Annotated in this window: 19 protein-coding genes; 7 read left to right on the plus strand and 12 right to left on the minus strand. The window is 59.6% G+C overall.

The annotated features are described in order from the left end of the window. Window positions 1-236: 236 nt before the first annotated feature. Window positions 237-830 carry a DNA-3-methyladenine glycosylase I gene (locus BA177_RS00435; RefSeq protein WP_068611736.1) on the plus strand — a complete coding sequence of 198 codons (594 nt, stop codon included), beginning with the start codon at window positions 237-239 and terminating at the stop codon, window positions 828-830. Window positions 831-837: 7 nt separating this feature from the next. On the opposite strand, the gene BA177_RS00440 is transcribed toward BA177_RS00435, so the two are convergent. The 9 genes from BA177_RS00440 to BA177_RS00480 form a co-directional block, all read right to left on the minus strand. After that, entirely contained in the window at window positions 838-1,764 is a 927-nt protein-coding gene (locus BA177_RS00440) for a dihydrodipicolinate synthase family protein (RefSeq protein WP_068611737.1), read from the minus strand. After that, window positions 1,764-4,934, minus strand: coding sequence for a S8 family serine peptidase (locus BA177_RS00445; protein WP_156762621.1), 3,171 nt, complete (start codon window positions 4,932-4,934; stop codon window positions 1,764-1,766). Before BA177_RS00445 ends, BA177_RS00440 begins: the two co-directional genes overlap by 1 nt. A gap of 177 nt (window positions 4,935-5,111) precedes the next feature. Further along, window positions 5,112-5,675 carry a peroxidase-related enzyme gene (locus BA177_RS00450; RefSeq protein WP_068611741.1) on the minus strand — a complete coding sequence of 188 codons (564 nt, stop codon included), beginning with the start codon at window positions 5,673-5,675 and terminating at the stop codon, window positions 5,112-5,114. Between the two features lies 1 nt (window position 5,676). Further along, window positions 5,677-6,615, minus strand: coding sequence for an oxygen-dependent coproporphyrinogen oxidase (gene hemF, locus BA177_RS00455; protein ID WP_068611743.1), 939 nt, complete (start codon window positions 6,613-6,615; stop codon window positions 5,677-5,679). Next, window positions 6,612-7,163 carry an L-threonylcarbamoyladenylate synthase gene (locus BA177_RS00460; RefSeq protein ID WP_068611745.1) on the minus strand — a complete coding sequence of 184 codons (552 nt, stop codon included), beginning with the start codon at window positions 7,161-7,163 and terminating at the stop codon, window positions 6,612-6,614. The genes hemF and BA177_RS00460 overlap by 4 nt, the downstream gene beginning before the upstream one ends. A 5-nt stretch (window positions 7,164-7,168) precedes the next feature. Then, complete coding sequence (locus tag BA177_RS00465; RefSeq protein WP_068611747.1) at window positions 7,169-9,673, minus strand: DNA topoisomerase I; 2,505 nt, start codon at window positions 9,671-9,673, stop codon at window positions 7,169-7,171. 129 nt (window positions 9,674-9,802) lie between these two features. Continuing rightward, a complete protein-coding gene (locus BA177_RS00470) occupies window positions 9,803-10,279 on the minus strand; it encodes a DUF494 family protein (protein ID WP_068611749.1) in 477 nt (158 codons plus the stop codon). 28 nt (window positions 10,280-10,307) lie between these two features. Then, a complete protein-coding gene (dprA, locus tag BA177_RS00475) occupies window positions 10,308-11,414 on the minus strand; it encodes a DNA-processing protein DprA (RefSeq protein ID WP_068611751.1) in 1,107 nt (368 codons plus the stop codon). 88 nt (window positions 11,415-11,502) lie between these two features. Next, window positions 11,503-12,711 carry a LysM peptidoglycan-binding domain-containing protein gene (locus BA177_RS00480; protein ID WP_197493245.1) on the minus strand — a complete coding sequence of 403 codons (1,209 nt, stop codon included), beginning with the start codon at window positions 12,709-12,711 and terminating at the stop codon, window positions 11,503-11,505. A gap of 223 nt (window positions 12,712-12,934) precedes the next feature. On the opposite strand from BA177_RS00480, the gene def reads away from it, so the two are divergent. The 6 genes from def to BA177_RS00510 are packed head-to-tail and all read left to right on the plus strand — an operon-like array spanning window position 12,935 to window position 19,931. Then, a complete protein-coding gene (gene def, locus BA177_RS00485) occupies window positions 12,935-13,459 on the plus strand; it encodes a peptide deformylase (RefSeq protein WP_068611753.1) in 525 nt (174 codons plus the stop codon). A 32-nt stretch (window positions 13,460-13,491) separates the two neighbouring features. Further along, window positions 13,492-14,442 (plus strand): methionyl-tRNA formyltransferase, encoded by a 951-nt coding sequence (fmt, locus tag BA177_RS00490; RefSeq protein ID WP_068611755.1) that lies wholly within the window; start codon window positions 13,492-13,494, stop codon window positions 14,440-14,442. Beyond that, on the plus strand, window positions 14,442-15,767 hold the full coding sequence (rsmB, locus tag BA177_RS00495; RefSeq protein WP_068611757.1) for a 16S rRNA (cytosine(967)-C(5))-methyltransferase RsmB: 1,326 nt from the start codon (window positions 14,442-14,444) through the stop codon (window positions 15,765-15,767). Before fmt ends, rsmB begins: the two co-directional genes overlap by 1 nt. Continuing rightward, the gene (locus BA177_RS00500; RefSeq protein ID WP_068611759.1) at window positions 15,764-16,351 is read left to right on the plus strand and encodes a DUF4390 domain-containing protein; all 588 of its coding nucleotides are present in this window, start codon (window positions 15,764-15,766) and stop codon (window positions 16,349-16,351) included. Before rsmB ends, BA177_RS00500 begins: the two co-directional genes overlap by 4 nt. Then, window positions 16,333-18,564, plus strand: a complete 2,232-nt coding sequence (locus tag BA177_RS00505) for a sensor histidine kinase (RefSeq protein WP_082989726.1) — start codon at window positions 16,333-16,335, stop codon at window positions 18,562-18,564. Before BA177_RS00500 ends, BA177_RS00505 begins: the two co-directional genes overlap by 19 nt. After that, window positions 18,561-19,931, plus strand: coding sequence for a sigma-54-dependent transcriptional regulator (locus BA177_RS00510; RefSeq protein WP_068611763.1), 1,371 nt, complete (start codon window positions 18,561-18,563; stop codon window positions 19,929-19,931). The genes BA177_RS00505 and BA177_RS00510 overlap by 4 nt, the downstream gene beginning before the upstream one ends. 18 nt (window positions 19,932-19,949) lie before the next feature. Here BA177_RS00510 and BA177_RS00515 read toward each other — a convergent pair whose 3' ends face one another. Genes BA177_RS00515 through argS form a run of 3 tightly spaced genes read right to left on the minus strand, consistent with a single transcriptional unit; the run spans window position 19,950 to window position 23,449 of the window. After that, the gene (locus BA177_RS00515) at window positions 19,950-21,122 is read right to left on the minus strand and encodes a CapA family protein (protein WP_068611765.1); all 1,173 of its coding nucleotides are present in this window, start codon (window positions 21,120-21,122) and stop codon (window positions 19,950-19,952) included. After that, window positions 21,115-21,693 (minus strand): SPOR domain-containing protein, encoded by a 579-nt coding sequence (locus BA177_RS00520; protein ID WP_068611768.1) that lies wholly within the window; start codon window positions 21,691-21,693, stop codon window positions 21,115-21,117. The genes BA177_RS00515 and BA177_RS00520 overlap by 8 nt, the downstream gene beginning before the upstream one ends. Window positions 21,694-21,697: 4 nt before the next feature. Beyond that, window positions 21,698-23,449 (minus strand): arginine--tRNA ligase, encoded by a 1,752-nt coding sequence (gene argS, locus BA177_RS00525; protein WP_068611769.1) that lies wholly within the window; start codon window positions 23,447-23,449, stop codon window positions 21,698-21,700. Between the last annotated feature and the right edge of the window lie 16 nt (window positions 23,450-23,465).

The raw sequence follows: 23,465 nt of genomic DNA on the forward strand, positions 1-23,465 counted from the left end.
AGCAGATCGGTCTAACGACCTGATCGGCGCATAAAGCCTGAAAAGCCCGCGGAGTACCGCGGGCTTTTTTTCCGTTGCTGAGTTGCAGGTGAATGTCGCTGACCCGCCGCCAGGTCGCATTGGCGTCATGCAAGACGGCAAAACTGTGCACCCTGCGCACATACTCGACGTGGGCGGTCAAACCCGGCACTGCTAGAATTCGGCTTTCCCGTAGTCCTGATCAGGGTCTCTGCGCAATGAGCAAAAAGGTCAAGCGTTGCAAGTGGTCGGAAGGTGTCGGCCTTGCGTATATCGAATATCACGATACCGAATGGGGAGTCCCGGTTACCGATGACCGGACACAGTTCGAGTTTCTGATTCTGGAGGGCGCCCAGGCAGGATTGAGCTGGTCTACCATACTCAACAAGCGCGAGGGCTATCGAAAGAACTTCGCCGATTTCGACCCCGAGAAAGTTGCGCGTTTCACCGAGAAGCGCATCGCAAAAATCCTGCTCGATCCGGGTGTCGTGCGCAACCGTCTGAAAGTGCAGTCTGCGGTTAGCAACGCCCGGGCTTTCTTGTCCGTACAGGAGGAGTTCGACGGTTTTTGCAATTACATATGGGACTTCGTCGACGGCAAGCCGAAGCAAAACCGGCTGCGCCGCGACGACGATTACCCGGTCACGTCAAAGGAGTCCGACGCAATGAGCAAGGACATGAAAAAGCGTGGCTTCAGGTTTGTCGGCAGCACGATCCTTTACGCACACATGCAGGCCACCGGTCTGGTCAATGATCACCTGACTGATTGCTTTCGCTACAAGGAATGCGTCGCGCTCGGAAAAAAACTCTGAACGCTGTTCAGCGGCTGCTCGCCAACCCTGGCATCGTGAAGCCCTGTGCTTCGAGAGCGGCGATAAGCCCGCGGTAGTCCTTGTTATCGAGGCTTAACAGGGGCGGACGCACCGTGCGCCACTCCGGTTTGCCGCTGTAGTGCGCCACAATCGCTTTCAAAGCGGGGATCATCGCCTTCTGCTGCACGATGCCACGCAGGTCTGCAAGGGCCTGTTGCTTCGCGTCGGCGTCGGCTGACTGCCAGTTGCGGTACAGATCGACTATTGCCGCTGGATTTACATTGGCCGTCGCGGATATGCAGCCCGCACCGCCGGCCCGCATGTTGTTGAGCAACAAGGTTTCCGTGCCGACAAAGATCTGAAAATCGTCCCATTGCCGTTCATGCATCAAAGCGGCATTGGCCCAGTCACCTGAGCTGTCCTTGATGCCGGCGACAGTGCCCGGGTAGTCGCGCAGCAGGCGCTCGATGAGGTCCAGACTGATGCTGACCTGCGCCACCGGCGGGATGTGATAGAGATACACGCGAAGCCTTTCGTCGCCGACCCGCTGAATGATCTCGGAATAGTTTCTGTAGAGTGCATCGTCGCCAACGCCCTTGTAGTAAAACGGGGGCAACATCAGTGTGCCCGCGCAGCCCAGTTTGGCGGCAGCGCGCGTCAGTGCCACGGAATCCGGTAAGGCGCAGCAGCCTGTTCCGGGCATCATTCTCGAGGTGTCGATACCGGCGTCAACCAGCGCTTCCAGCAGCTCGATTTTTTCCGCGACTGACAGCGAATTTGCTTCGCTGTTAGTGCCGAAAACAGCAAGACCGGTGTCTTGCGACAGCAACCAGCGACATTGCTGCACGAGAGCGTCGGCATCGACGCTCAAATCAGCGCGAAAGGGGGTGACTACCGGCGAAAGTACGCCGGACATTCCTGTTTTCGGGTTCATTAGTTCCGTACGCTGATTACCGTAATGCCAACAAGCCCCTCCGGCGTGTTGTGCGAGATTCCGCCCAGATAAATGGTGCCGGACAGCAGGTTGCTCCAGTCAACCTGGACTGTCTCCGTTGTTCCGGACGATACCGTCGCAGGTGCGGTTACGCTCATGTTGCCGGCGTTGTCATTCAGGCCGAACTGCCAGGCAACAATGTCGTATTCAGTGCCGGGCCCGCCGGTAACCTCGTCGGTTTCGAAGCCGTGCACAAATACGACGTAGGTGCCGGCACCCGGTAACATCAGGTTGAACTGTTCATTTGAAGTGTCGTTGCCACTCTCACCGATCTTGTTGCAGTTGATGTTGTCCGGGCAATAGTAGACGTACATGTCGAGGTCGTCGTTGCCATCCGTTAACTCATCGAACAAGGCAAAACGCAGATAGGCCTGATTGGGCGGCACGATATAGGTGTGCGCCGTGGCGCCGGCGCCTTCGTCGCTGAACTGGAAGGTCTTGTCGGGGTCAGCCTGTACGCTGCTCCTCAGTACCAGCGGCAAATTGAGGCCGTGAACGCGTGCCTCATAGGCGCCGTCGTAGCCAAACTCAACCGGGAAACTCAAAGAACCGGTACCGCCGAACGAGCCGAATTCGGTGGGTGCGGTAAGTGACACCGGGCGCACGGCAAGCGCGCTGCGTACGGCGATGTCTTCACTGTTCCAGGTCAGGCTGCCAAAGCGCCAGCTGTTCAGCGGGCCACTGGAGTAGGTATAGGTCACTTCGAATTCTGCGCTTTCACCGGGCGCAAGACTCAATGCCTGGGGGCTTACGACCGTTTCAATACCCGATGGAGCCACAACACTGGCCGTGTAATTGCCGGCGACGTCGCTGACATTCGTCACCCGGCGGATCACTGTTTGCGAATTTGCCAGACGACCGACCGTGATTGAGGGTTGGTTCATGTCGCTGGGGTCCAGAGACACACCGGCGGTGACCAGCTCGTCGCAACGCGCTGCCGGTATGACGGGCGAGCGAATCGCGCAGCCGAACGCGTCGTAGTCATCATCGTCTGCGTCGTAGACGAGGCCGGGGTTCAGCGCCTTGTTCGGGTCGATGTGACCTGCGCCGAAATCAAACGGTATGGCCTGCGTCGTGCCCGTTGCCTGGTTGACCTCCTGGTACGCGGAGGTCATCAGGGCGGACTTGATTGCCGTCGGGCTCCACTCCGGATGGGCTTCACGCAACAGGGCCGCAATACCGGTGACATGCGGTGCTGACATGGACGTGCCGGTCAGAAACGCGAAGTTTTCACCGTGCACAGAGTTGATCGCGTCAGGCGTAAAGCCCGCCAGAATATTGATGCCGGGCGCGGTCACGTCGGGTTTGAGGATGTCCTGCGACGGCCCCGGACCGCGCGAGGAAAATGAACCCATGACATTGCCGTCGTCACTGACCGCGAGAAACAGTCCTTTGTCCAGCACCACCTCGACCGTTTCGCCGGCGTTAATCTCATCGAGTATGCGATTGCCGTCTGCCTGACCAATCATCAGTACCGGAATATCCACGCTGTTGGCCGCGCCGGTCATGACCGTCGGATCGCCAGCTATGTTGGCGACCAGCATGGCGATGGCGCCGGCATCTTCAACATGCGTTGCCTTGACGGTGAAGTCGCAACCGCCGCGCTGGACCAGGGCAACCTTGCCGCTGACTTCGCTGCCATTCACCAGCGGTTCGCAGGCATCGAAGGTTGTGCCGCTGACGCCGCCTTCCAGTGTGTTGTCGTCGTCATCAACCAGTACAAGATCTTCTTCGATAGGGTCGTTGTCGCTGAGAGGCGCACCAAAATTGCCTTCCTTGACCGCGTACTTGCCGGCGAGTGATGCCGGTGCATCTATCTGCAAGGCTTCCAGTGAATGCTCACCTTCACGACTGGAGGCCGCCACGGTCATGACCCACGGTGCCCCGGCGGGCGAGCCTACGGTGGCGAAATTCGGGCCTTCGTTGCCGGCGGCCACAACCGCCAGTACACCGGCTTTGGTCGCGGCCATCAGTGCCAGGTCATCGGGCGCAGTGGTTTCCTGCAGTGAGTTGCCGACGGAATAGTTAATGATGTCGACGCCATCAGCGACCGCGGTATCGATGGCCAGCGCAAGATCGGATGTATTACAGCTGGAGCGGGTTGCGCCCGGCCGCAGCCAGCACGCCTTGTAGGCGGCAACCCGGGCTCGCGGGGCCATGCCCTCGACACGGCCGAGTACCGTGCCGAAAATCCCGGCCTCCACTCGTTTGCCAGCGGCGGTGGTGGCAGTGTGGGTCCCGTGGCCATCAACGTCCCGTGCCGAGTAGATTTCACCTTCATCAATCGGGCCGGCGTTTTGCGCGCCCGCGAAAAAGTAGCGCGCACCGATCAGCTTGTTGTTGCAAAGGCTGGCATCGAATTCGGGCCCGGCTTCGCAACTGCCGTTCCAGTCTTCCGGTGGATCGTAGACAACTACGTCCGGCAGGCGGCTGAAGCGTCGGCATAGCCAGCGTCCGAGCAAGCTGTTTTTCGCCCAGGTCGACTCGCAGAGTCGTGGTCGCGGTGCCTCGCGGGTATCCGCCAGCATCGGGTGTTCGGGGGCAATGCCGCTGTCGATGACGCCGATCACCACACCTTCGCCGGTCAGCCCCAGATCACCACGCAAACCGCCGTCCGAATCGAACAGGCCGAGAAACTCGGCGCTGTAGTTGGTCGACAACGGCCGGATTTCGTCTTCCCAGACCTGCTGCACTTCGGGAAGATTGCCCAGCTTGTTGGCCTGCGCTGGCGTCATGAGGGCGGCGAAACCGTTCAGGCTGTAGCGATAACTGTATACCTGCACGGCCCCCGGTCCGGCTTTGGCCAGCACGGACTGCTGTTCGTTGCCGAGCCGCTGCGCATAGCTTTGGACAGCCGCACTGTTCTTGTCAAAGCGGGATGGCGCAGACAATTTTCCGGAGCCCGCAATGCGTTGCTTGGCGTGGTAAACGGCGGCTGCGGGCTCACGAAGCTGCACGATGTACATCTTCGTGGATTGGGTATCTTCATCCGCAAAACGAAACGCGGCGACGGGGCCGCCTTCGCGCAGTTCGCTGGCGCCACCCGTTGTGAATGCGGCGGTCAGCAATACGCCACACAGGGCGGCGGCCATGGTTCGAAGTTCGCTCACGTGATTTCCTGTTACCCGCCGCGTCGTCCGACGGGACACCAGTCTGCATGAAATGCATTGTGTAACCGCTTATTCCGCAACGAAGTTACCACACTCATCAGGTAGTGGACAGATGGCCGGTTGCCGGCCCTGGCACCGTTCGGGCGGGACTGGTGCAGTGGCGTCCGGGCCTGTAGCTCAGGCGTCGTCCCGGTAACCTGACAGTTCGTCGGCGGAGTAAGCGACCCCCAATCCGAGCGCTATGCGATTGACGAAATTGAAATAACCCACGATCAGAGTGAGATCGAGAATGTCACGGTCGCTCAAGCCAACCGCGCGCAAGTCGTGCAAATCGCTGTCGGTCATGGCGCCCGGCGCCGTGGTGAGTTTTTCGGCGTGCATGGCGATATTGCCCAGCCGTGGCTCCAGCGAATCCAGATTGTCGGCCGAGCACAAGGCCTGCACGGTATCGTCGTCTTTCACGTAGCGCCGCAATGCCTCGGCATGGTGCTGTACACAATAAGCGCACTCATTGCTGGCGGATACGACGACCGCAATCGCCTCGCGTTCGGCGCGCGACAGCCCGGACTTGCCGAACATGATAGTCATGTATAAATCGAGATGGTTCTGCATTGCCTCAGGGTTGAGGCTTTGCACCTGCATGATGTTGGATATTTTGCCGCGTTGTTCGATAAGTGCGGCATAGATTCGGCCGAGCTTGTCGTCGGCGTCGTCGATACTGACTTCGTCGATCCATGCCATATCAGCGCTCCTTCCGATCTTCTTCCGCAAGCCAGTCGCGGGGTCGCAGGTAGTCGGTGTACAAACGCTCTTCGAGCGAGCCACTCTCCGGGGACCAGTCGTATTCCCAGCGTACCCGCGGTGGCAGGGACATCAGGATGGACTCCGTGCGCCCGCCAGACTGTAAGCCGAACAGAGTGCCGCGGTCATAAATGAGGTTGAACTCAACGTAACGACCACGCCGGTACAACTGAAATTCGCGTTCTCGCTCGCCGAACTCCGCATCCTTGCGAGCCGCTACGATAGGCAGGTAGGCCGCAAGGAAGCGGTCGCCAATTGTGCGCACGAATTCAAAAGAACGCTCGAAACCCGGTTCGTTAAGATCGTCGAAGAACAGCCCGCCGACGCCACGCGTTTCATTACGGTGCTTTAAAAAGAAGTACTCGTCGCACCACTTTTTGTAGCGGGGGTAGTAATCATCGCCGAACGGCTGACAGGCATCTCGCGCTGTGCGGTGCCAATGCAGCACGTCTTCGTGAAACGGATAATAAGGTGTCAGATCGAAGCCGCCGCCGAACCACCAGACCGGCGGTCCGTCATCCGCGACGGTTGTAAAGAAGCGGAAGTTGGCGTGCGTGGTCGGGACGTAGGGGTTTTCCGGGTGCAGGACCAGTGACACGCCCATCGCCGTGAAGGCACGGCCGGCCAGTTCGGGCCGACTCTTGGTCGCGGACGGCGGCATGGTGTCGCCGTAGACGTGCGAGAAGCCGACGCCGGCTTGCTCGAACACGTCGCCCTGTGTTAGCACCCGGCTTTCACCACCACCGCCACCCTGGCGTTGCCAGCTGTCGTGTTGAAACCGGCCGCTGCCATCGGTTACTTCCAGCGCGGCGCAAATGCTCTGTTGCAAGCCTTGCAGGTAGGTCTTTACGGCGTCTTGATCGGGTGCTGTCTGGTTCATTGTGTGGCTGCTCTGACGATCCGGCCGCTGCAGAGGTCGCGAATTTCCGACGATCCAATGGCAGGACCGCAGCGACCCGGCACGATGGCGTCGACCAGCGGGCCGAATTGCTTGTGAAGTATATAAGAGGTCCGGGCAGGTGGTCTGCCGCTGATATTCGCGCTGGTTGAGACGATCGGCATGCCCACGATCTGGCAGAGTGCAGCGGCCACGGGGTGCGCTGTAATCCTGATGGCCACGCTCTCATGCCGGCCTTTTATCCAAACCGGCACCGCATCCGTTGCCGGCACTACCCAGGTTACCGGTCGTTCAGCGCTGCATCGAAGATCCGGTGCGTTCGCGGGCAAGTCGATCCAGCCGTCGAATTGTTCCAAAGACGCACCGATCAGCAACAGGCCCTGGAGTGGATCGCGCTGCTTGATCTCGAGGATGCGCATGACAGCAGCGGCGTCGTCCGGCCGGCAGCCTATGCCGAAGACTCCTTCGGTCGGGTAAGCAACGACGCCGCCTGCGCGGACGAGTCGGCCGGCCCAGCGCAGCGGCATCATGAAGCCTAACCTTCTGCGCCGTCAGTCGACTTGCCCGTCGTTTTCTTTTTCTTGGCTGCCGGGGCTGTCTTCTTCGCGACTTTTTTCTTGGCTGTTTTTTTCTTGGCCTTTTTCTTGGCTTTCTTCTTGGTCTTCTTTTTGGCTTTTTTCTTAGTTGCCGTTTTCTTGCTGCTGGCCTCTGACGCACTGACTTTTTTCTTTTTGCCGCGTCGGCCGCGCTCGGGCGCTGCCGCCAGCAATTCCTTGCACTCGTCGAGCGTCAGTGTCTTTGGTTCGCGGTCCTTCGGCACCCGTGCATTCTTCTTTTTGTCCGTGATGTACGGACCGTAGCGACCGTTCAGTACCTGAATGCCTTCTTCTTCGAAATCAAGAATAAGGCGTTCTGCGTCGATGCGCTTTTTCTCTTCTATCAGCTCCAGCGCGCGCGGTAGTTCGATGGTGTACGGATCGTCGTCACCTTTGATTGAGACGAACTTGTCGCCGTAACGCACGTAAGGCCCGAACCGGCCAACGCTTGCAGAAACCGAAAGACCGTCAGCTGTCTCGCCCAGCTTTCTCGGCAGTTTGAACAGCTCCATCGCCTCATCCAGCGTGATGTCGTTCATCTTCTGGCCAGGGCGCAGTCCGGCAAATTTGGGTTTTTCTTCGTCGTCTTTGGTGCCGATTTGTACGAACGGGCCAAATCGCCCCATGCGGACAGTGATGGGTTTGCCGGTTTTCTTGTCGGTACCCAACTCACGGGCCATCGCGACTTGTTCGCGGGTTACGTTCTCGTCCTTGTGCAATACCAGCTTGGAAAACGGTGCCCAGAATTCTTTGAGCAACGGTATCCATTCTTTCTTGCCCAAGGACACTTCATCGAGATCGTCTTCGAGCCGCGCCGTGAAGTCGTAGTCGACGTACTGCGTGAAGTGTTCGGTCAAGAAGCCGTTCACGATCCGGCCAATATCGGTAGGCAGGAAACGTTTGCCATCCATTTCGACGTACTCGCGATTCTTCAACGTCATGATAATGCTGGCGTAGGTCGAGGGCCGGCCGATACCGTATTCTTCCAGCGTCTTTACAAGGCTCGCCTCTGTGAATCGCGGCGGTGGTTCGGTGAAATGCTGTTCGGGGCGCAACTTGTCGAGCGAAATCGTATCGCCCTGGCTGATTTCGGGGAGCAGGCGATCGCCATCGTCGGTTTCGTTGTCGTCCTTGCCTTCCTGGTATACCGCCATAAAGCCGGGCTCGACCAGTACCGAGCCATTGGCACGCAACAAGTGACCTTTATCACTGTGCGGTCCGGCGGCCAGATCCAGCGCTACCGTGTCGAAAATCGCGGGCACCATCTGACAGGCCATCGTGCGTTGCCAGATCAGTGTGTAGAGTTTGAGTTGTTCTTCGTCGAGCTTGCCCTTGAGTGACTCAGGCGTAATGGCGACAGACGTCGGGCGAATGGCCTCGTGCGCTTCCTGAGCGTTTTTCGCCTTGGTCTTAAAGACGCGCGCTTCAGCCGGTACGTTCTGCGCACCGTATCGTTCGCCGATCAAGTCGCGAATTTCATCGAGAGCGGACTGCGCCAGCGTGACCGAGTCGGTACGCATGTAGGTAATGAGACCGACATTGCCCTCACCCGGCAGTTCGATACCTTCGTACAAGCGTTGCGCGACGCGCATGGTCCATTGCGTATTGAAGCCGAGCTTGCGGGACGCTTCCTGCTGCAAGGTTGAGGTCGTAAACGGCGCCGACGGGTTGCGCCGTCGTTGCTTCTTGTCGACCTTTACGGCGGTAAGCGTACCGTTGGCGGCAGCCAGCAGGGTGCTTTCGACTTCGCGGGCCGCGGCTTCGTTCTCAAAGCTGAACTGTTCAACTTTTTCGCCGCGGTAGCGAATGAGCCGGGAAACGAACGGCTGCGATTCTTTGCTGACGTCAGCTTCGATCGTCCAGTATTCCCGGGCCTTGAATGCTTCGATTTCCAGCTCGCGCTCGACGATCATGCGCAGCGCAGGGCTTTGTACCCGGCCCGCCGACAGGCCGCGCTGTACTTTTTTCCATAGCAGCGGCGACAGGTTGAAGCCGACGAGGTAATCCAGTGCACGGCGCGCTTGCTGTGCGCAAACGAGTTCGTCCGAGATCATGCGCGGGTGTTCGATCGCTTCATTGATCGCACCTTTGGTGATTTCATGAAAAACCACGCGGTGGACCGGCTTGTCCTTGATGACGCCTTTTTCTTTCAGAAGCTCGACCAGATGCCATGAAATGGCTTCACCTTCGCGATCAGGGTCAGTCGCGAGGTACAGGGCGTCGGACTTCTTCAGGGCTTTGATGATCGCGTTTACGTGCTTTTCGTTGCGCTCGATGATCTGGTATTTCATCGCGAAGTCGGCGTCAGTATCGACAGCACCTTCCTTCGGCACCAGGTCACGTACGTGGCCGTACGACGCCAGTACATCGAAGTCCTTGCCCAGGTACTTGCTGATGGTTTTGGCTTTAGCCGGTGATTCGACGATGACAAGATTTCGCGACATGCTGATTCCGTAAGTAAAAGAACTTTGTGACGGCCTGAAGCAAAAAACCGCAGGCTGTGCCGCGGTTCAATTACCTGCAGAAAGTGAGCGTGTCAAGGATACGGACCGACAACGCCCCTAAACCGGCTCTCAGTGGATAAGCCCGGTGTTCTCCTCAAACACCAGATCTTCCATTCGCGCATAAGCCATTTCCTGGCCGGGTTGGCTGAACAAGACCATCAGAACGACCCATTTAATCTGCTCGACATCAATGTCGGGAGACTCCAGTGCAAGCAGCCGATCAACGAGAATTTCGCGCTGTGTCGGCGAAAGAATGCCGATCTGCTCCAGATAAAGGATAAAACCACGCGCATGGCTGTCGAGCCGTTCGCGCTCAACATCGCTGTAGACGCGGGTGGACGAGTCAGTTTGCGGATGGAAGGCCAGACTGTCGTGGTTTTCAGTCAGACCGTCGAGCCAGTCCAGCGCCCGATCAATCTCGGTACTGCCAAATCCGGCGCGGACCAATTCCCCGCGCAACACGTTCTGGTTTGGCTCGGGCTCCTCATCCGCATCGATGTAGGTCTCGAAGAGATACATCAATACGTCGAGTACGTTCTCTTTCATGCCTGGAGCGGCTCCTTAAAAATCCGTATTAGCAGTGTTTCAGTCTCGAGTAATTCCCGCCCGGAAGCATTTCGACCTGTCCCTCGAGCTCCAGAATAAGGAGCATGGAGCAAACCTCATCGATCGTCAATGCGGAATTGGCGGCGAGTTCGTCGGCACTTACAGGGTCGTAGCCCATCGCCGCCAGCAGTGATTCGTGCTCCGGGTTGCGCACAACGGCGCTGTTTTCGACATGCTGGACCGTGTCTTTATGTTGCATCAGGTGGCCAACGAGCGGCTGTAATTCGTCGATGATATCGGCGGCACTTTCCACGAGTTTCGCGCCGTCGCGTATGAGTCGGTGGCAACCTCGCGCCAGTGCATTGTGTATTGAACCGGGTATGGCGAACACTTCGCGGCCCTGCTCAGAGGCCAACCTTGCTGTGATCAGTGAACCGCTCCGGTATGCGGCTTCGATCACCAGTGTGCCGAGCGACAAGCCACTGATGAGGCGATTGCGTGCCGGAAAGTGTTCCCGGCGTGGTGGCGTGCCGAGCGGGTATTCCGACAGCAACGCTCCGTTGCTCGTGATCGCGTGTGCCAGCTCGTGATTGCTCGCCGGGTAAACGCGATCAATGCCGTGGCCAAGCACGGCAATGGTTGCCGCGCCTGCATCCAGTGCCCCGCGGTGTGCCGCACTGTCTATCCCCTGTGCCAGACCGCTGACTATTGTGAAGCCGCATTCGCCCAGATGCTTTGCGAACTGCCGGCTGTTGTTCTCGCCGCCGCGGGTGGGATTGCGGCTGCCGACGATCGCGATGGCCGGCAAATGCAGGGCATCAACCGAGCCCTTTAGATAGAGGAGTGGTGGCCAACCGCTGATCCGCCGCAACAGTTCGGGATAATCGTCACTCGTTACCGGTATTAGCCGATTGCCGGCTTCATCCGACCAGCGCAGCGCGCTTGCAAGCAGGCCCTCGTCCGGTTGCAGCAAGGCATCGGCCGTGCGCTCAGTTAAGCCGAAGCGGATCAGCGTCGCACGCTTTTCCTGCAGAATGCCAGCGGCATCGCCAAACTCGGCAAGCAAGGCTTCCAATAGGGAGGAGGGCACGCTGGCTTGTGATAGCGCCAGCCAGGCTCGTCGTTCGTCGCTCATGTGTTTGCTGCACTCCGATTACAGGCACAAAAAAAGCCGGCGTTCGTGATTCGAACGCCGGCCCGCTGGAGCGGAGTTAATGCGCTTGCTACGGGCTGCGCACGGCGTCAAATACGCGAATTTCGCTGGTTGCCTGCATTACCAGGCCGTAACCGATCCGGTCGTAAACTTTGAATACCATTACCGTACCGGCTTGCTCGTCCGGCAGACGAACTTTTTCGCCACCGAAGCTGGGCAGGAAGCCGTCTGAACCGCGGGCAAAACGGTCGCGAACTTCTTCGCCAGACTGGAATACGGTCAGTACGTCGCCCGGCGCGATGCCATCGCGGGCACCGCGATTCAGAACCACTACCTGATACTGGCCAATCAGCGATACACCATCTACCACTGAAATTATCTTGCCGTCGACGTCCGTATCCGGTGCTTTGGGGAAGAAATTCAACGGGATGTCCACAGACTCCGGAATCAGCCGGTCACCGGTCAGGGCTTCACGATTAGTATCGGTCAGGCTGACGGTAGCGGGGTCGCCGCCACGGCTGAGCGCGCCTTCGCCAACGAAGATGCCCTGATAACCCACGACCTTGTTGTCGTCCGGGTCCACCAGCTCATCGCCGACATGGACAATGCTGTAGCGAGTGCCGGGAGCAGCCGGTTCGCCGCCACGCACGTACACATCATTGCCGGCTGCGGCGATCATGCGTTGGCCGCGCGTCGCGAGTACGTAGGGCAGGCTGTCAATCTGTGAGCGCTCCAGCACCATGCCGCGTGACAGGAAAGACGCTATCTGTTCGTAAGGGATGCTGGTAACGGCGGCGTCCAGCGGCGTAATCCGTGCTTGCGGCGACAGGCGGTAAGCCGAGCCGCGCAGTGTGATGCGTGGCTGGCCGTCGATCATGACCAGGGCAAGGACATCACCGGGATAAATAAGGTGTGGGTTTTCGACCTGTGGATTGACGTACCAGACTTCCGGCCAGTGCCAGGGATCCTGCAGGAACTGACCTGCGATGTCCCACAGCGTGTCACCGCGTTTGACGACGTACTCATCCGGATGGCCGGATGCCAGCGGAACGCGGTTCAGCGGCTGAATATTCTGTTGCGGGGCAGTCTGTGCCGAGGTCCGGTTGGCATTCGGATCCATGGACGTAGCGCGTGCGGATGCAGGGGCCGGGCGTTCACTGCGCACCGGTGCTTCATCACGGTCGGCAAACGGGTTCAGGGAGCAGCCGGCCAGTGCCGCCGTCAAAACTAGGGACGACAGGCGGATGCCGGTTTTCGTACGTGGATGGCTAAAGGACATGATCGACGGCGGCTCCATTGTGAAATCTGACCTGTCGGCGGACAGGCGTTGCTATAATATGTCGTGTCGACGCCTTGCAAGCTGCCAAACGCGTCACAATTCCACCCCCGCGGGGCCTTTGGCGGCGCTTAATTAAGGCGGCATTGTCCGCTATCTTATTCAATAAAGTCAAAAATTTAGCATTAGTTTGTAGTAACTTACGCGAGTTTTGACCGTACCTGTTATGGCTATACTGAAAATACTTGAGTTTCCCGATCCGCGCCTGCGTACCAAGGCGGCGCCCGTCGACGTTGTGGATGACGCGCTGCGCGACCTGATCGATGACATGTTCGAGACCATGTATCAGGCTCCCGGGATCGGGCTGGCTGCGACCCAGGTCGATGTCCACAAGCGATTGCTGGTGGCTGACGTTTCCGCAGAAAAGACCGATCCCTACGTATTGATCAACCCGCAGATACTGGAAATGGACGGCGTTGCGGTGGCCGAGGAAGGCTGCTTGTCCGTACCGGGATACTACGAAGAGGTTGAACGCGCCGAACACATTCGGGTGAGTTACCTGGACCGTGACGGCAAACGCGTAGAGCAGGACATGCAAGGTTTGCTCGCCGTGTGTGTCCAGCACGAAATGGATCACCTTGAAGGCAAACTGTTCGTCGACTACTTGTCCGAAGCCAAGCGTCAACGAATCAGGAAGCGTCTGGAAAAAGACCGCCGCAGCCGCGTGCCTGCCGCTGCCGCTGTTCTCTGACCGTACCGTACGCGCGTCAGCAGAACACGATCATGACCGACCCAAGAGTGGTGTTTGCCGGTACGCCGGATTTTGCCCGAGCGTCCCTGGCAGCACTGGTCGACTCGGGTCTGCGGCCGCTGGCTGTCTACACGCAGCCGGATCGCCCTAAGGGCCGCGGCCGAGGCGTTGCGGCGTCCGCGGTCAAAGCGTTCGCCCTGGAACACGGGCTGCTAATCCGCCAGCCGCTGTCACTCAAGCCAGCCGCCGTACAGCAGGAACTGGCCGACCTGAAGCCCGACCTGATTATCGTTGCCGCCTACGGGCTGATCTTTCCGCAAGCCGTGCTGGATATACCGCGACTCGGTTGCCTTAACGTGCATGCGTCGCTGTTGCCGCGCTGGCGTGGCGCTGCACCCATTCAGGCGGCGATCCTCGCTGGCGATAGCCAGACCGGGATCAGTCTCATGCAGATGGAGGCCGGTTTGGATACCGGGCCGGTCTTTGCAATGTCTTCTATCCCTATTGCTGCCGATGAAACAGCCGGTGAACTGCACGACCGTCTGGCGGCGCTCGGCGGGGAGCTGCTGGTCGGGCAATTGGACAACATTCTCGCTGGCCGTCTGTCAGCGCATGCGCAGGACGAAACGCTTGCCAGCTATGCCGGCAAGATAGAGACCAGTGACAGCGTACTCGACTGGCAGCGCCCCGCGATTGAGCTTGCGCGCGCGGTGCGGGCGTACTCGCCGGTACCGGGCGCGCGCTTCATGCTGGACGACGAACTCATCAAGTGCTGGACGGCGACCGTGCAGGCCTCTGTCACAGCTCCCGCCGGCGAAATTGTCGCCGCCGGTCGCGACGGTATCGATGTTGCGTGCGGTGACGGTGTGCTGCGCTTGCACGAGGTACAGCGCGCCGGTCGCCGCCGGGTCAGCGCGGCGGAGTTCGCAGCACAACGACCGCTGGTCGGGCTGTCACTCCTGCCTGCACCCGATTCAAACTGATGGCGGCCAGCAAGAGCGGGGTCTTGTTGCGCGCTGAGGCTGCGAAAGCGGTCAATGCCGTACGCAGCAACGGCCGCTCGCTCGACGAAGCACTGGCCACCGCAGAGCAGCGGGTGGCGAGCGCGGATCATCCGCTATTGCGGCACCTGTGCTACGAGACCTTACGTCACCATTGGCAACTGCGGGCGCAAATCGCCGCTCTGCTGTCGAAGCCATTGGCGCGGCGGGATGCGCTGATTGAGGACCTGATTGCTGTCGGTCTCGCGCAACTGCAGCACACCCGGGTCGCGCCGCACGCTGCTGTGTCACAGACCGTCGAGGCAGTAAGGCTGCTGCGGCTGCCGAAATTTGCCGGCCTGGTGAACGCTGTCTTGCGCCGCTATCAACGCGAAACCCCGGTCGGTGAGGGCGACGAAGCACAGTGCAACCACCCGCTGTGGCTGTTGCAGCGCCTGCAAGCCGACTGGCCGGAGCAGTGGCCGGCGATAGTTGCCGCCAACAATGAGCGTGCGCCAATGTGGCTGCGGCTCAAGCCCGGGCCCATAGACCCGGAGACCTATGCTGTTGGTCTGGACACGCCGGCGGGGATGACGCCTGGTCTGGATTCGGCGCTGTGTCTGGCCGAGGCATTGCCGGTGGATGAGCTGCCCGGCTTTTCGGCAGGCACGGTGTCAGTCCAGGACGGTGCCGCCCAGCTTGCCGCCCCCTGGCTGTTGGACGGCTACGGCAATGGCCGAATTCTGGATGCCTGCGCCGCGCCCGGTGGAAAAACTGCACATCTATTGGAACTGGCGGGGCCCAATGCGGTTCTAACAGCGATCGACAGTGATGCCGCGCGCCTCGAGCGGGTGCGCGAAACGCTCGATCGAACAGGTGGAAATGCAACCCTGGTCTGTGCTGATGCATCTAAGCCAGAGGCGTGGTGGGATGGAGTCCCGTTCGAGCGCATCCTGCTGGATGCGCCGTGTTCCGCCAGCGGGGTAATAAGAAGGCACCCGGACATACGCCTGCTGCGTCGTGACTCGGATATCGAGGCGCTGGCAGGTCGGCAGCTCGACATGCTGTCGGCGTTGTGGCCGTTGCTCGCGCCGGGTGGACGCCTGCTGTATGTCACTTGTTCAGTGTTTGCCGCAGAAAATGACGTGGTCGTGTCAAAGTTCCTCATGGGGCAGGCCGATGCGCAAGAGGAAGCTTTGTTGCCAAATAACAACGTCCGCGCTCTAATGTGCCGCAAGGTTGCGGGCTGGCAGATATTGCCCGGCACAGAGCGCCTGGATGGTTTCTACTTCGCCTGTCTTACAAAAGCATCAGTAACCCCCGAATGAGCCGAGCACTGAATACCCGCTTCGCCGCCTTGCTGACCCTGCTGTTTATGCTGGGGCTGGCAACCGCGCTTGCGCAAAGCCGTGGCGATCGGCAGGGGTATTTTCAGGTTCGGTCGGCGAGCACCCATCTGGCAGAGGGGGTGCAGGTGCTGGATGCGCGATTGCAACTGGTCCTGAGCGATGAAGCGCTGAACGCGCTCAACAACGGCGTGCCGCTGACCATTGAATTGAACCTGGAGGTCATTCGCGTACGCCGCTTCATGCCGGACGCCGTCGACGCTGAACTCGATCTTCGTTACGAACTGGAATACCGGCCGCTAAGCCAGCGCTATATCGTGCGCAATCTCAACAGTTCCAATCAGGACTCATTCGCAACCCTGTATTCGGCGTTGAACAGCCTGGGCCGATTGGAAAATCTGCCAGTGGTCGATGATGCGATTCTGGATCCTGACAGCCGCTACCGCATGCGCCTGCAGGCACTGCTCAGTACTCAACAATACCCTGCACCACTGCGCATGCTGTTTTTCTGGCGCGACCAATGGCAATTGAAGAGTGACTGGTTCGAATGGCAACTCGAACGCTAAAGCGCTTCCTCTACGGAACGCTCGGGGCACTGGGCTTCGGGCTGGCATTGGGCGCGCTCTATTTGCTGAGCCGTACGGCGCAGAACTCGCAGGAATTCGATCGCCTGTACGTCTACATCCTGCTGATCAACGTTGCCGGCGTTCTGGTGTTGTTCGCGCTGATGGTGGGCAATCTCGCGCGTTTGTTCCGCGACTACCGAGCCCACGTGCCAGGCTCGAAACTCAAAGCCCGCATGGTGGCGATGTTCGTTGGTCTCGCTGCTGTACCGCTGCTGGTGGTGTTCTATTTTTCGATGCAGTTTATCAATCGCGGTATCGATACCTGGTTTAACGTCGAAGTCGAGGCCGGGCTGGATGACGCGCTCGCGCTCAGCAGGGCGGCGCTGGAAATGCAGATGCGTGACCAGCTCGAAAGCACTACGCGCATTGCCGAGCATCTGGAACAGGTCAGCTTCAGCCAGGTTATTTTCGAACTAAGCAATTTGCGCCGGCAGAGCGGGGCCAACGAAATCACGTTGTTCGGTCGCAACCGCCAGATTCTGGCGACCAGTTCCGATCTGGCCGCAGGTGCCGTCCCGGTTGCGCCCACGGACGAAGTCTTGTTGCAGATTCAGCAGAACCGGCCCTATGTGCGCCTCTACCCGTTGCAGGAAGGACGTTACGAAATACGCACGGCAGTGCCGATCGGCAGTCGCAATCGTCCGGAACTGATCGGCTTGTTGCAGGCACGTTACCCGGTATCGGAACGTATCAGTCGCATGGCCGACAGCGTCGATTCGTCCTACAGTGACTACAAGCTCGCGGAATACCTGCGGGAACCATTGAAGCGCAGCTTCACGATGACCCTGACGGTTGTCCTGATGCTCTCGCTGCTCGCCTCGATCTACGGCGCATTCGTTTTTTCGCGACGCATTATCGCGCCGATCCAGGACCTGGTGGCGGGTACCCGGGCGGTTGCAAAAGGCGATTTTGATACCCGATTGCCAACCCCGTCGCGCGATGAGATCGGTTTTCTGATCAGCTCGTTCAATGACATGACGCAACGCTTGTCGACGGCGCGCCGCCAGGCCAGCCTCAGCCAGGCGCAGGTGGAAGCGGAACGTGCGAACCTTGAGGTTATTCTCGCGCGCCTGTCCACGGGGGTCGTTTCGCTGGAGTCCGATCTTCGAATCAGGACGGCGAATCAGGCAGCCGGGGCCATTCTCAACGTCAACCTGGAAACGCGGGTCGGCGAATTTCTGCCCGATGTCGCTCGTGGTGAGCCCTTGCTGGAGCAATTCGTGGATGTCGCGCGGGTACGCCTCAACGCCGGTGAGCGCGAGTGGCGCGAGCAGATCGTGTTGCGCGGTGAGGTTGGCCGACGTGTGCTGACCTGCGCGTGTACTGCTTTGCCCGGTGACGAGGACCACGACCCGGGGTTTGTGGTCGTGTTTGATGACATCACTGCACTGCTGCAGGCGCAGCGTGATGCGGCGTGGGGCGAAGTCGCCAGGCGACTGGCGCACGAAATCAAGAACCCGCTGACGCCCATACAGTTGTCGGCCGAGCGATTACGCCGCAAGTACCTGAAGACCATGTCGCCGGATGAGGCGCAGATTCTCGATCGGGCAACGCATACGATTGTGCAGCAAGTGGAAGCGATGAAGGAGATGGTCAACGCCTTCAGCGAATACGCGCGTGCGCCGGACATGGATATCAACAAGTTCAGTATCAGTCGGCTGGCGCATGAAGTGGTCGACCTGTACCGCGCCCAGGAAAGCAACGTCAAGATTGTGCTCGATATCGAGGGCGAACTGCCGGACGTCGAGGCCGATATGGGCCGCATGCGACAGATACTGCACAATTTGCTGCGCAATTCGATTGAAGCTCTTGAGAATGGCGATGACGGCCGCATCGACGTAAGCTTTCGCACGACTGAACACATCGGCGTACAAGTAATAGAAATAGTCGTCGAAGATAACGGACCCGGATTCAAGCTTGGCCCACTAAGCCAGATATTCGATCCGTACGTCACAACGAAGCCCAAGGGCACCGGACTCGGCCTCGCCATCGTTAAAAAACTGGTTGAGGAACATGCCGGCGTCATCGAAGCAGAAAACAGGGAACAGGGGGGTGCGATCATTCGCATACTCCTGCCAGTCAGTGAATCCGCACGCGAAGCAATGATCGCAATGATGCCGGGACGCGCAGAAAAACGGAGGGAAAGAGCATGAGCACGTCACATGTGCTGGTTGTGGACGATGAGTCCGACATACGCGCGTTGATATCGGAAATCCTCACAGAGGAAGGCTATAAGGTGACGGTGGCCCAGGATGCCGCCGCCGCACGCGCGGCACGCGCTGCTGACCGTTTCAGCCTGGTGTTACTTGATATCTGGATGCCGGACACGGATGGCATCAGCTTGCTTCGCGAATGGTCCGAACAGGGTGCGCTCGACTGCCCGGTCGTGATCATGTCCGGACATGGCACGGTCGACACCGCGGTCGAGGCGACCCGCCTGGGTGCCTTCGATTTTGTGGAGAAGCCGCTGTCAATCGCCAAGCTGCTGCGCACCGTCGAACGGGCGCTGGAGGATGCCCGGCGTAAAGCCGGAACATCGCGGCACACGCTGCCGTCATTGCTGGCACCGGTTGGCCGCAGCAAGATGATGAAGAGTCTCCGCGAGACCGTTCAGCAGTATGCCGGTCACGAATCACCGGTCTTGCTGTTCGGTGAGCCGGGGACCGGGCGCGGTGCGTTTGCCCGATATATCCATGCCATGAGCAATCGCTCGGACGGCGACATAGAGATTCTGCTGGCGGCCTCGCTGACGGAGAGCAATGCGGAAGAACAGCTCCTGGGCAGTGAAGATCAATCCGGCATCAACCCGGGCTATTTTGAGCGCGCTGCTGGCGGCACGCTGATTATCGAAGAACTCACCGACCTGAGCGATGCCGCACAAAAGCTGATTATCGGCATCCTGGAACAAGGTCGTTTCATGCGCAAAGGCGGCAATCAGCCGATCGAACTGCGGACCCGCGTACTGGCCACGGTCAGCGCGGATTTTGAAGCGGCACTGGACGCCGGCCGCCTGCGACGCGAGCTGTTCGCCAATCTGAATGTCCTGAGTCTGCGGGTCCCACCGTTGCGGGAATATTCAGAAGACGTGCCGGAGCTGTTGTCCTACTACGTCGACAAGCTCGTGGACAGTGAAGATCTGCGGTTCCGCCGCTTCAGTGTGGCGGCGCAGAACCGGCTGCGAAACTATCCGTGGCCGGACAATGTGCGTGAGCTCAAAAACCTGGTTCGACGGTTGTTGATGACCGGAACCGACGAAGAGATCACGCTGGATGAAATCGAGCGTGAAGTCAGTGCAGTAGCGCGCGCCGATGAGCCGTTGGTCAAGCAGGATCTGCTGGCCCTGCCGTTACGCGAAGCGCGTGAGCAGTTCGAGCGGGCCTATTTGCAACAACAGCTGGTGTTGTGTGACGGCAAGGTCGGCAAGCTGGCAAAACGCGTCGGTATGGAACGAACGCACCTGTACCGCAAACTGCGTTCACTCGGCGTCGATTTTCGTTCGGTTAGTGGTGCTGACGACTGACTGTCGGCACGACCGGCATCATTGACCGTTCAGCAGGCGACCGTCGTCAGTAAAGATCAACCCGGAGTCGGTCAGATCGGCAGCGCTCAGGTCACGTATCACCTGTAATGCTTTTTGCGTCGGGTCCAGCCGCGGTCCGCCCGGCCGGACCTGCACGGTCGAGTGAATGCGGCCTTCGATAAAGCGACCCTGATAGTTCAGTTCGGCTTCGAGGATTGGTGCGACGCCCTTCAGGCCGCTGACACTGATGCCGTAATACGTGGCGAAGTTACCCAGGCTGTAGGCGATCAACCGGTCCTTGTAGAGTTCCATTGCGCGCACGACGTGCGGGCCGTGACCGAAGACCAGGTCGGCACCGGCGTCCACGGCCAGCCGCGCAAAACGCACGACGTCACCGCGCGGTTCGCCGTAATACTCTTCCTCGCCAAATGGCACATGCAGTACGTCACGACCTTCGGCTCCGCCGTGAAAGCTGACGATAACAATGTCGTGACTCCCGGCAAATTCAGCAATGGTAGCGGCAGCTTTCTCATAGTCGTGCAGTAGGTTCGACTCCTGCGTGACAGCAAACGCGAGTACCGCAACGGACAGCCGGTGCACACTCAAGCTCGCGAAATCACCTTCCCTGCCGGAGTGCAGGATGCCGTACTGATCCAGCGTATGCATCGTTGCGCTGCGCCCTTCCTCACCGAAATCCCGGGCGTGGTTGTTGGCAAGGCTCAGCACGTCGAAGCCGGCATCGACGTAATGCTGTGCGTACCGTGTTGGCGAGCGAAACAGGTAGCACGCGGCAGGGTTCTGGCAGTCTTTGGCGGGTGTCCCGCCGTCGACCAGTACCCCTTCAAGGTTGCCGATCGCGATATCGGCCGCGCTGAGTATTGGTGCTACGTGGGAGAGAAAAGCAGCGCCGTCATCATCCGGCAGGCGATTCTCGGGGTAATCGGTACCCAGCATCATGTCGCCGACCATCGCAATCGACAGCCGCCGGATGTCGGGCTTTGTGCGCCGTGCCGTCGTGGCGGCCGGTGACTGTTCGGCTGCGGGCTCGACGACCGCAGTCTCACGAGTCGCTTCTGCGTCGGTGGCAGACTGAGTCGGCGCTGTTTCGTGCGTCGCCTGTGGCCCGGAGACGCAACCGGCCAGCAGGAGGCCGATGGCCAGTAGTGCCGCAATGCGGCGACTGTTAATCACCCAGCCGGATCCGCAATACGTCAATGTTCGCTTGTCTGAGTCGGCTACGCAGCACGTTCAGCTGATCGAGGTCCTTGATGGGGCCGATGCGTACACGATGGTAGGTCCGCTCATCAATGGCGACCCGCTGTATGGTGGACTCGATGCCTTGCAGCGCCAGTTGTGCCCGCCGCCGGTCGGCGTCTTCATAGCGGGAAAAAGACCCGGCCTGCAGCACGTAAATGCCGGGTTCGACAACGGCCTGCGGTTGTCGATCGGGCGTTGCATCCGCTTCCTGCTCCGGAATGACCACCTCGAAACTCGGCAGCATGTTGTAGAACTCGAAGCGCTGCGCCGGGGCTTCTTCGCTGTTTTCGCCGTTGCGGTCCAGCGCGGCGGCAGCTGGCGCGGCAGCGGGTGCTTTTTTTACTTCTGCCGGGCGGTTCGTCGCCTGTGCCGGCGTGCCTGCGGGCACGGTATCGCGAAGGTACAAGGCGAGTGCTACCGAGAGCCCGACGCCCAGTCCAAACAGCATCCACACCCAACCCGGGTAGGCTTCCTTGCTGGCGCGTCTCTTGCGTTTGCGTGCCATGCGCTTACATCGAATCGGGCGCGTTAACGCCCAGTATGCCAAGACCGCTGGCGATGACTATGCGGGTTGCGCTGATCAGCGCGAGGCGCGCGTCGCGCAATGCGGCATCGTCGACGATGAATAGGTGCGCGTTGTAGTAGGTATGAAATTCATTGGCCAGGTCACGGAGGTAGTGCACCAGGTGTTGCGGCGCCCTGTTGCTGGCGGCGAGCTCGATGATCTCCGGGTACCGGGAAAGCGTCGACATCAGCGCCTTCTCCTGTGGCTCAGTGAGCGCTGCGAGATTGTTCAGGCCGTTGGCTTCCGCGTAGTCCAGGCTGCGTTCGGCGAGCTGTCGGAACACGCTCGCGACCCGCGCATGCGCGTACTGAATGTAGTACACCGGATTGTCATTCGAGCGACTCTTGGCAAGCTCCATGTCAAAATCGAGGTGCTGCTCGTTCGAGCGCATGACGTAGAAAAAGCGTGCTGCATCGTTGCCGACTTCTTCGCGCAGCTGACGCAAGGTCACGAACTCACCGGAGCGGGTGGACATTTGCATCTTCTCGCCGCCACGGTAAAGGGTCACGAACTGCACGAGCTGCACTTCGAGGTCATCGCCACCGTAGCCCATGGCTTCAAGCCCGGCACGCACCCGCGCGATGTAGCCATGATGGTCAGCACCCAGCACGTCCAGCAAATGATCGAAGCCGCGCTTGCGCTTGTCAAAGTGGTAGGCGATGTCCGACGCGAAATAGGTTTTCTTGCCGTTCTCGCGCACAACAACCCGGTCTTTCTCATCGCCGAAGTCGGTCGCACGAAACCACCATGCACCGTCCTTCTGGTAGAGCATCTGCCGGTTCTTGAGGACTTCGAGGGCTTCGTCGATCCGACCGTCGTCCGTCAGGCTGCGTTCTGAAAACCAGCGATCAAATTCGACACCGAACTCGCTGAGGTCGTCACGAATATCGACGAGTATGGAGTCCAGCGATTGCTGACGCAGTGCGAGGAACGCTTCCTCACCCAGCAGCTCCGTCGCGCGCTCAATCAATGCGCCGATCCGGGCCTCTTTGTCGCCGTCGGGACCGTCGTCCGGCAGACCGTCCAGAACGTCGGCCGCACTGACCGACGGTAACGTAGTGCTGTCGATTGTGGCGGCGATGTCGTTGATGTACTCGCCTTTGTAGCCGGCGATCGGGAAAGGAATGGCCAGGCCCTGGCCCTCAAGGACCCGCAACCAGACACTGACGCCCAGTATGTCCATCTGGCGGCCGGCATCATTGACGTAATACTCGGTCGCGACTTTGAAGCCGGCGGCTTTCAGCAAGTTGCCGAGGGTTGCGCCGTACGCGGCATGCCGACCGTGACCCACGTGCAGTGGTCCTGTCGGATTGGCCGAAACAAACTCCAGCAATACAGTCGGCGTTTCGCGGGCAGCTTGCCGACCGTAATCGCTGCCGACCCGCAGAACCTCGCGCACTTCGCGGTGAAACGCAGCCGGCCCCACATGGAAATTGATGAAGCCGGGCCCGGCAATCTCGGCTTTGGCAATCAGCTCGCTGGCAGGCAGGCGCTCAATGATCGCCGCCGCCAGTTCGCGCGGATTGCGACCGGCGGCTTTCGCCAAACGCATCGCGATATTGCTGGCGAAATCACCGTGGCGAGGATCGCGGGTGCGTTCCACGGTCGTGCTGAGAGAGGCGAATTCAGGCGCATCATCAAGTTCAGGCATGGCAGCCAGTGCCTGCTCTAGTAGTTCTGCAATACTGCTTTTCAAAGTCTGAGTCCGAACA

This window comes from Woeseia oceani (assembly GCF_001677435.1).
GTDB classification, from domain to species: Bacteria; Pseudomonadota; Gammaproteobacteria; order Steroidobacterales; family Woeseiaceae; genus Woeseia; species Woeseia oceani.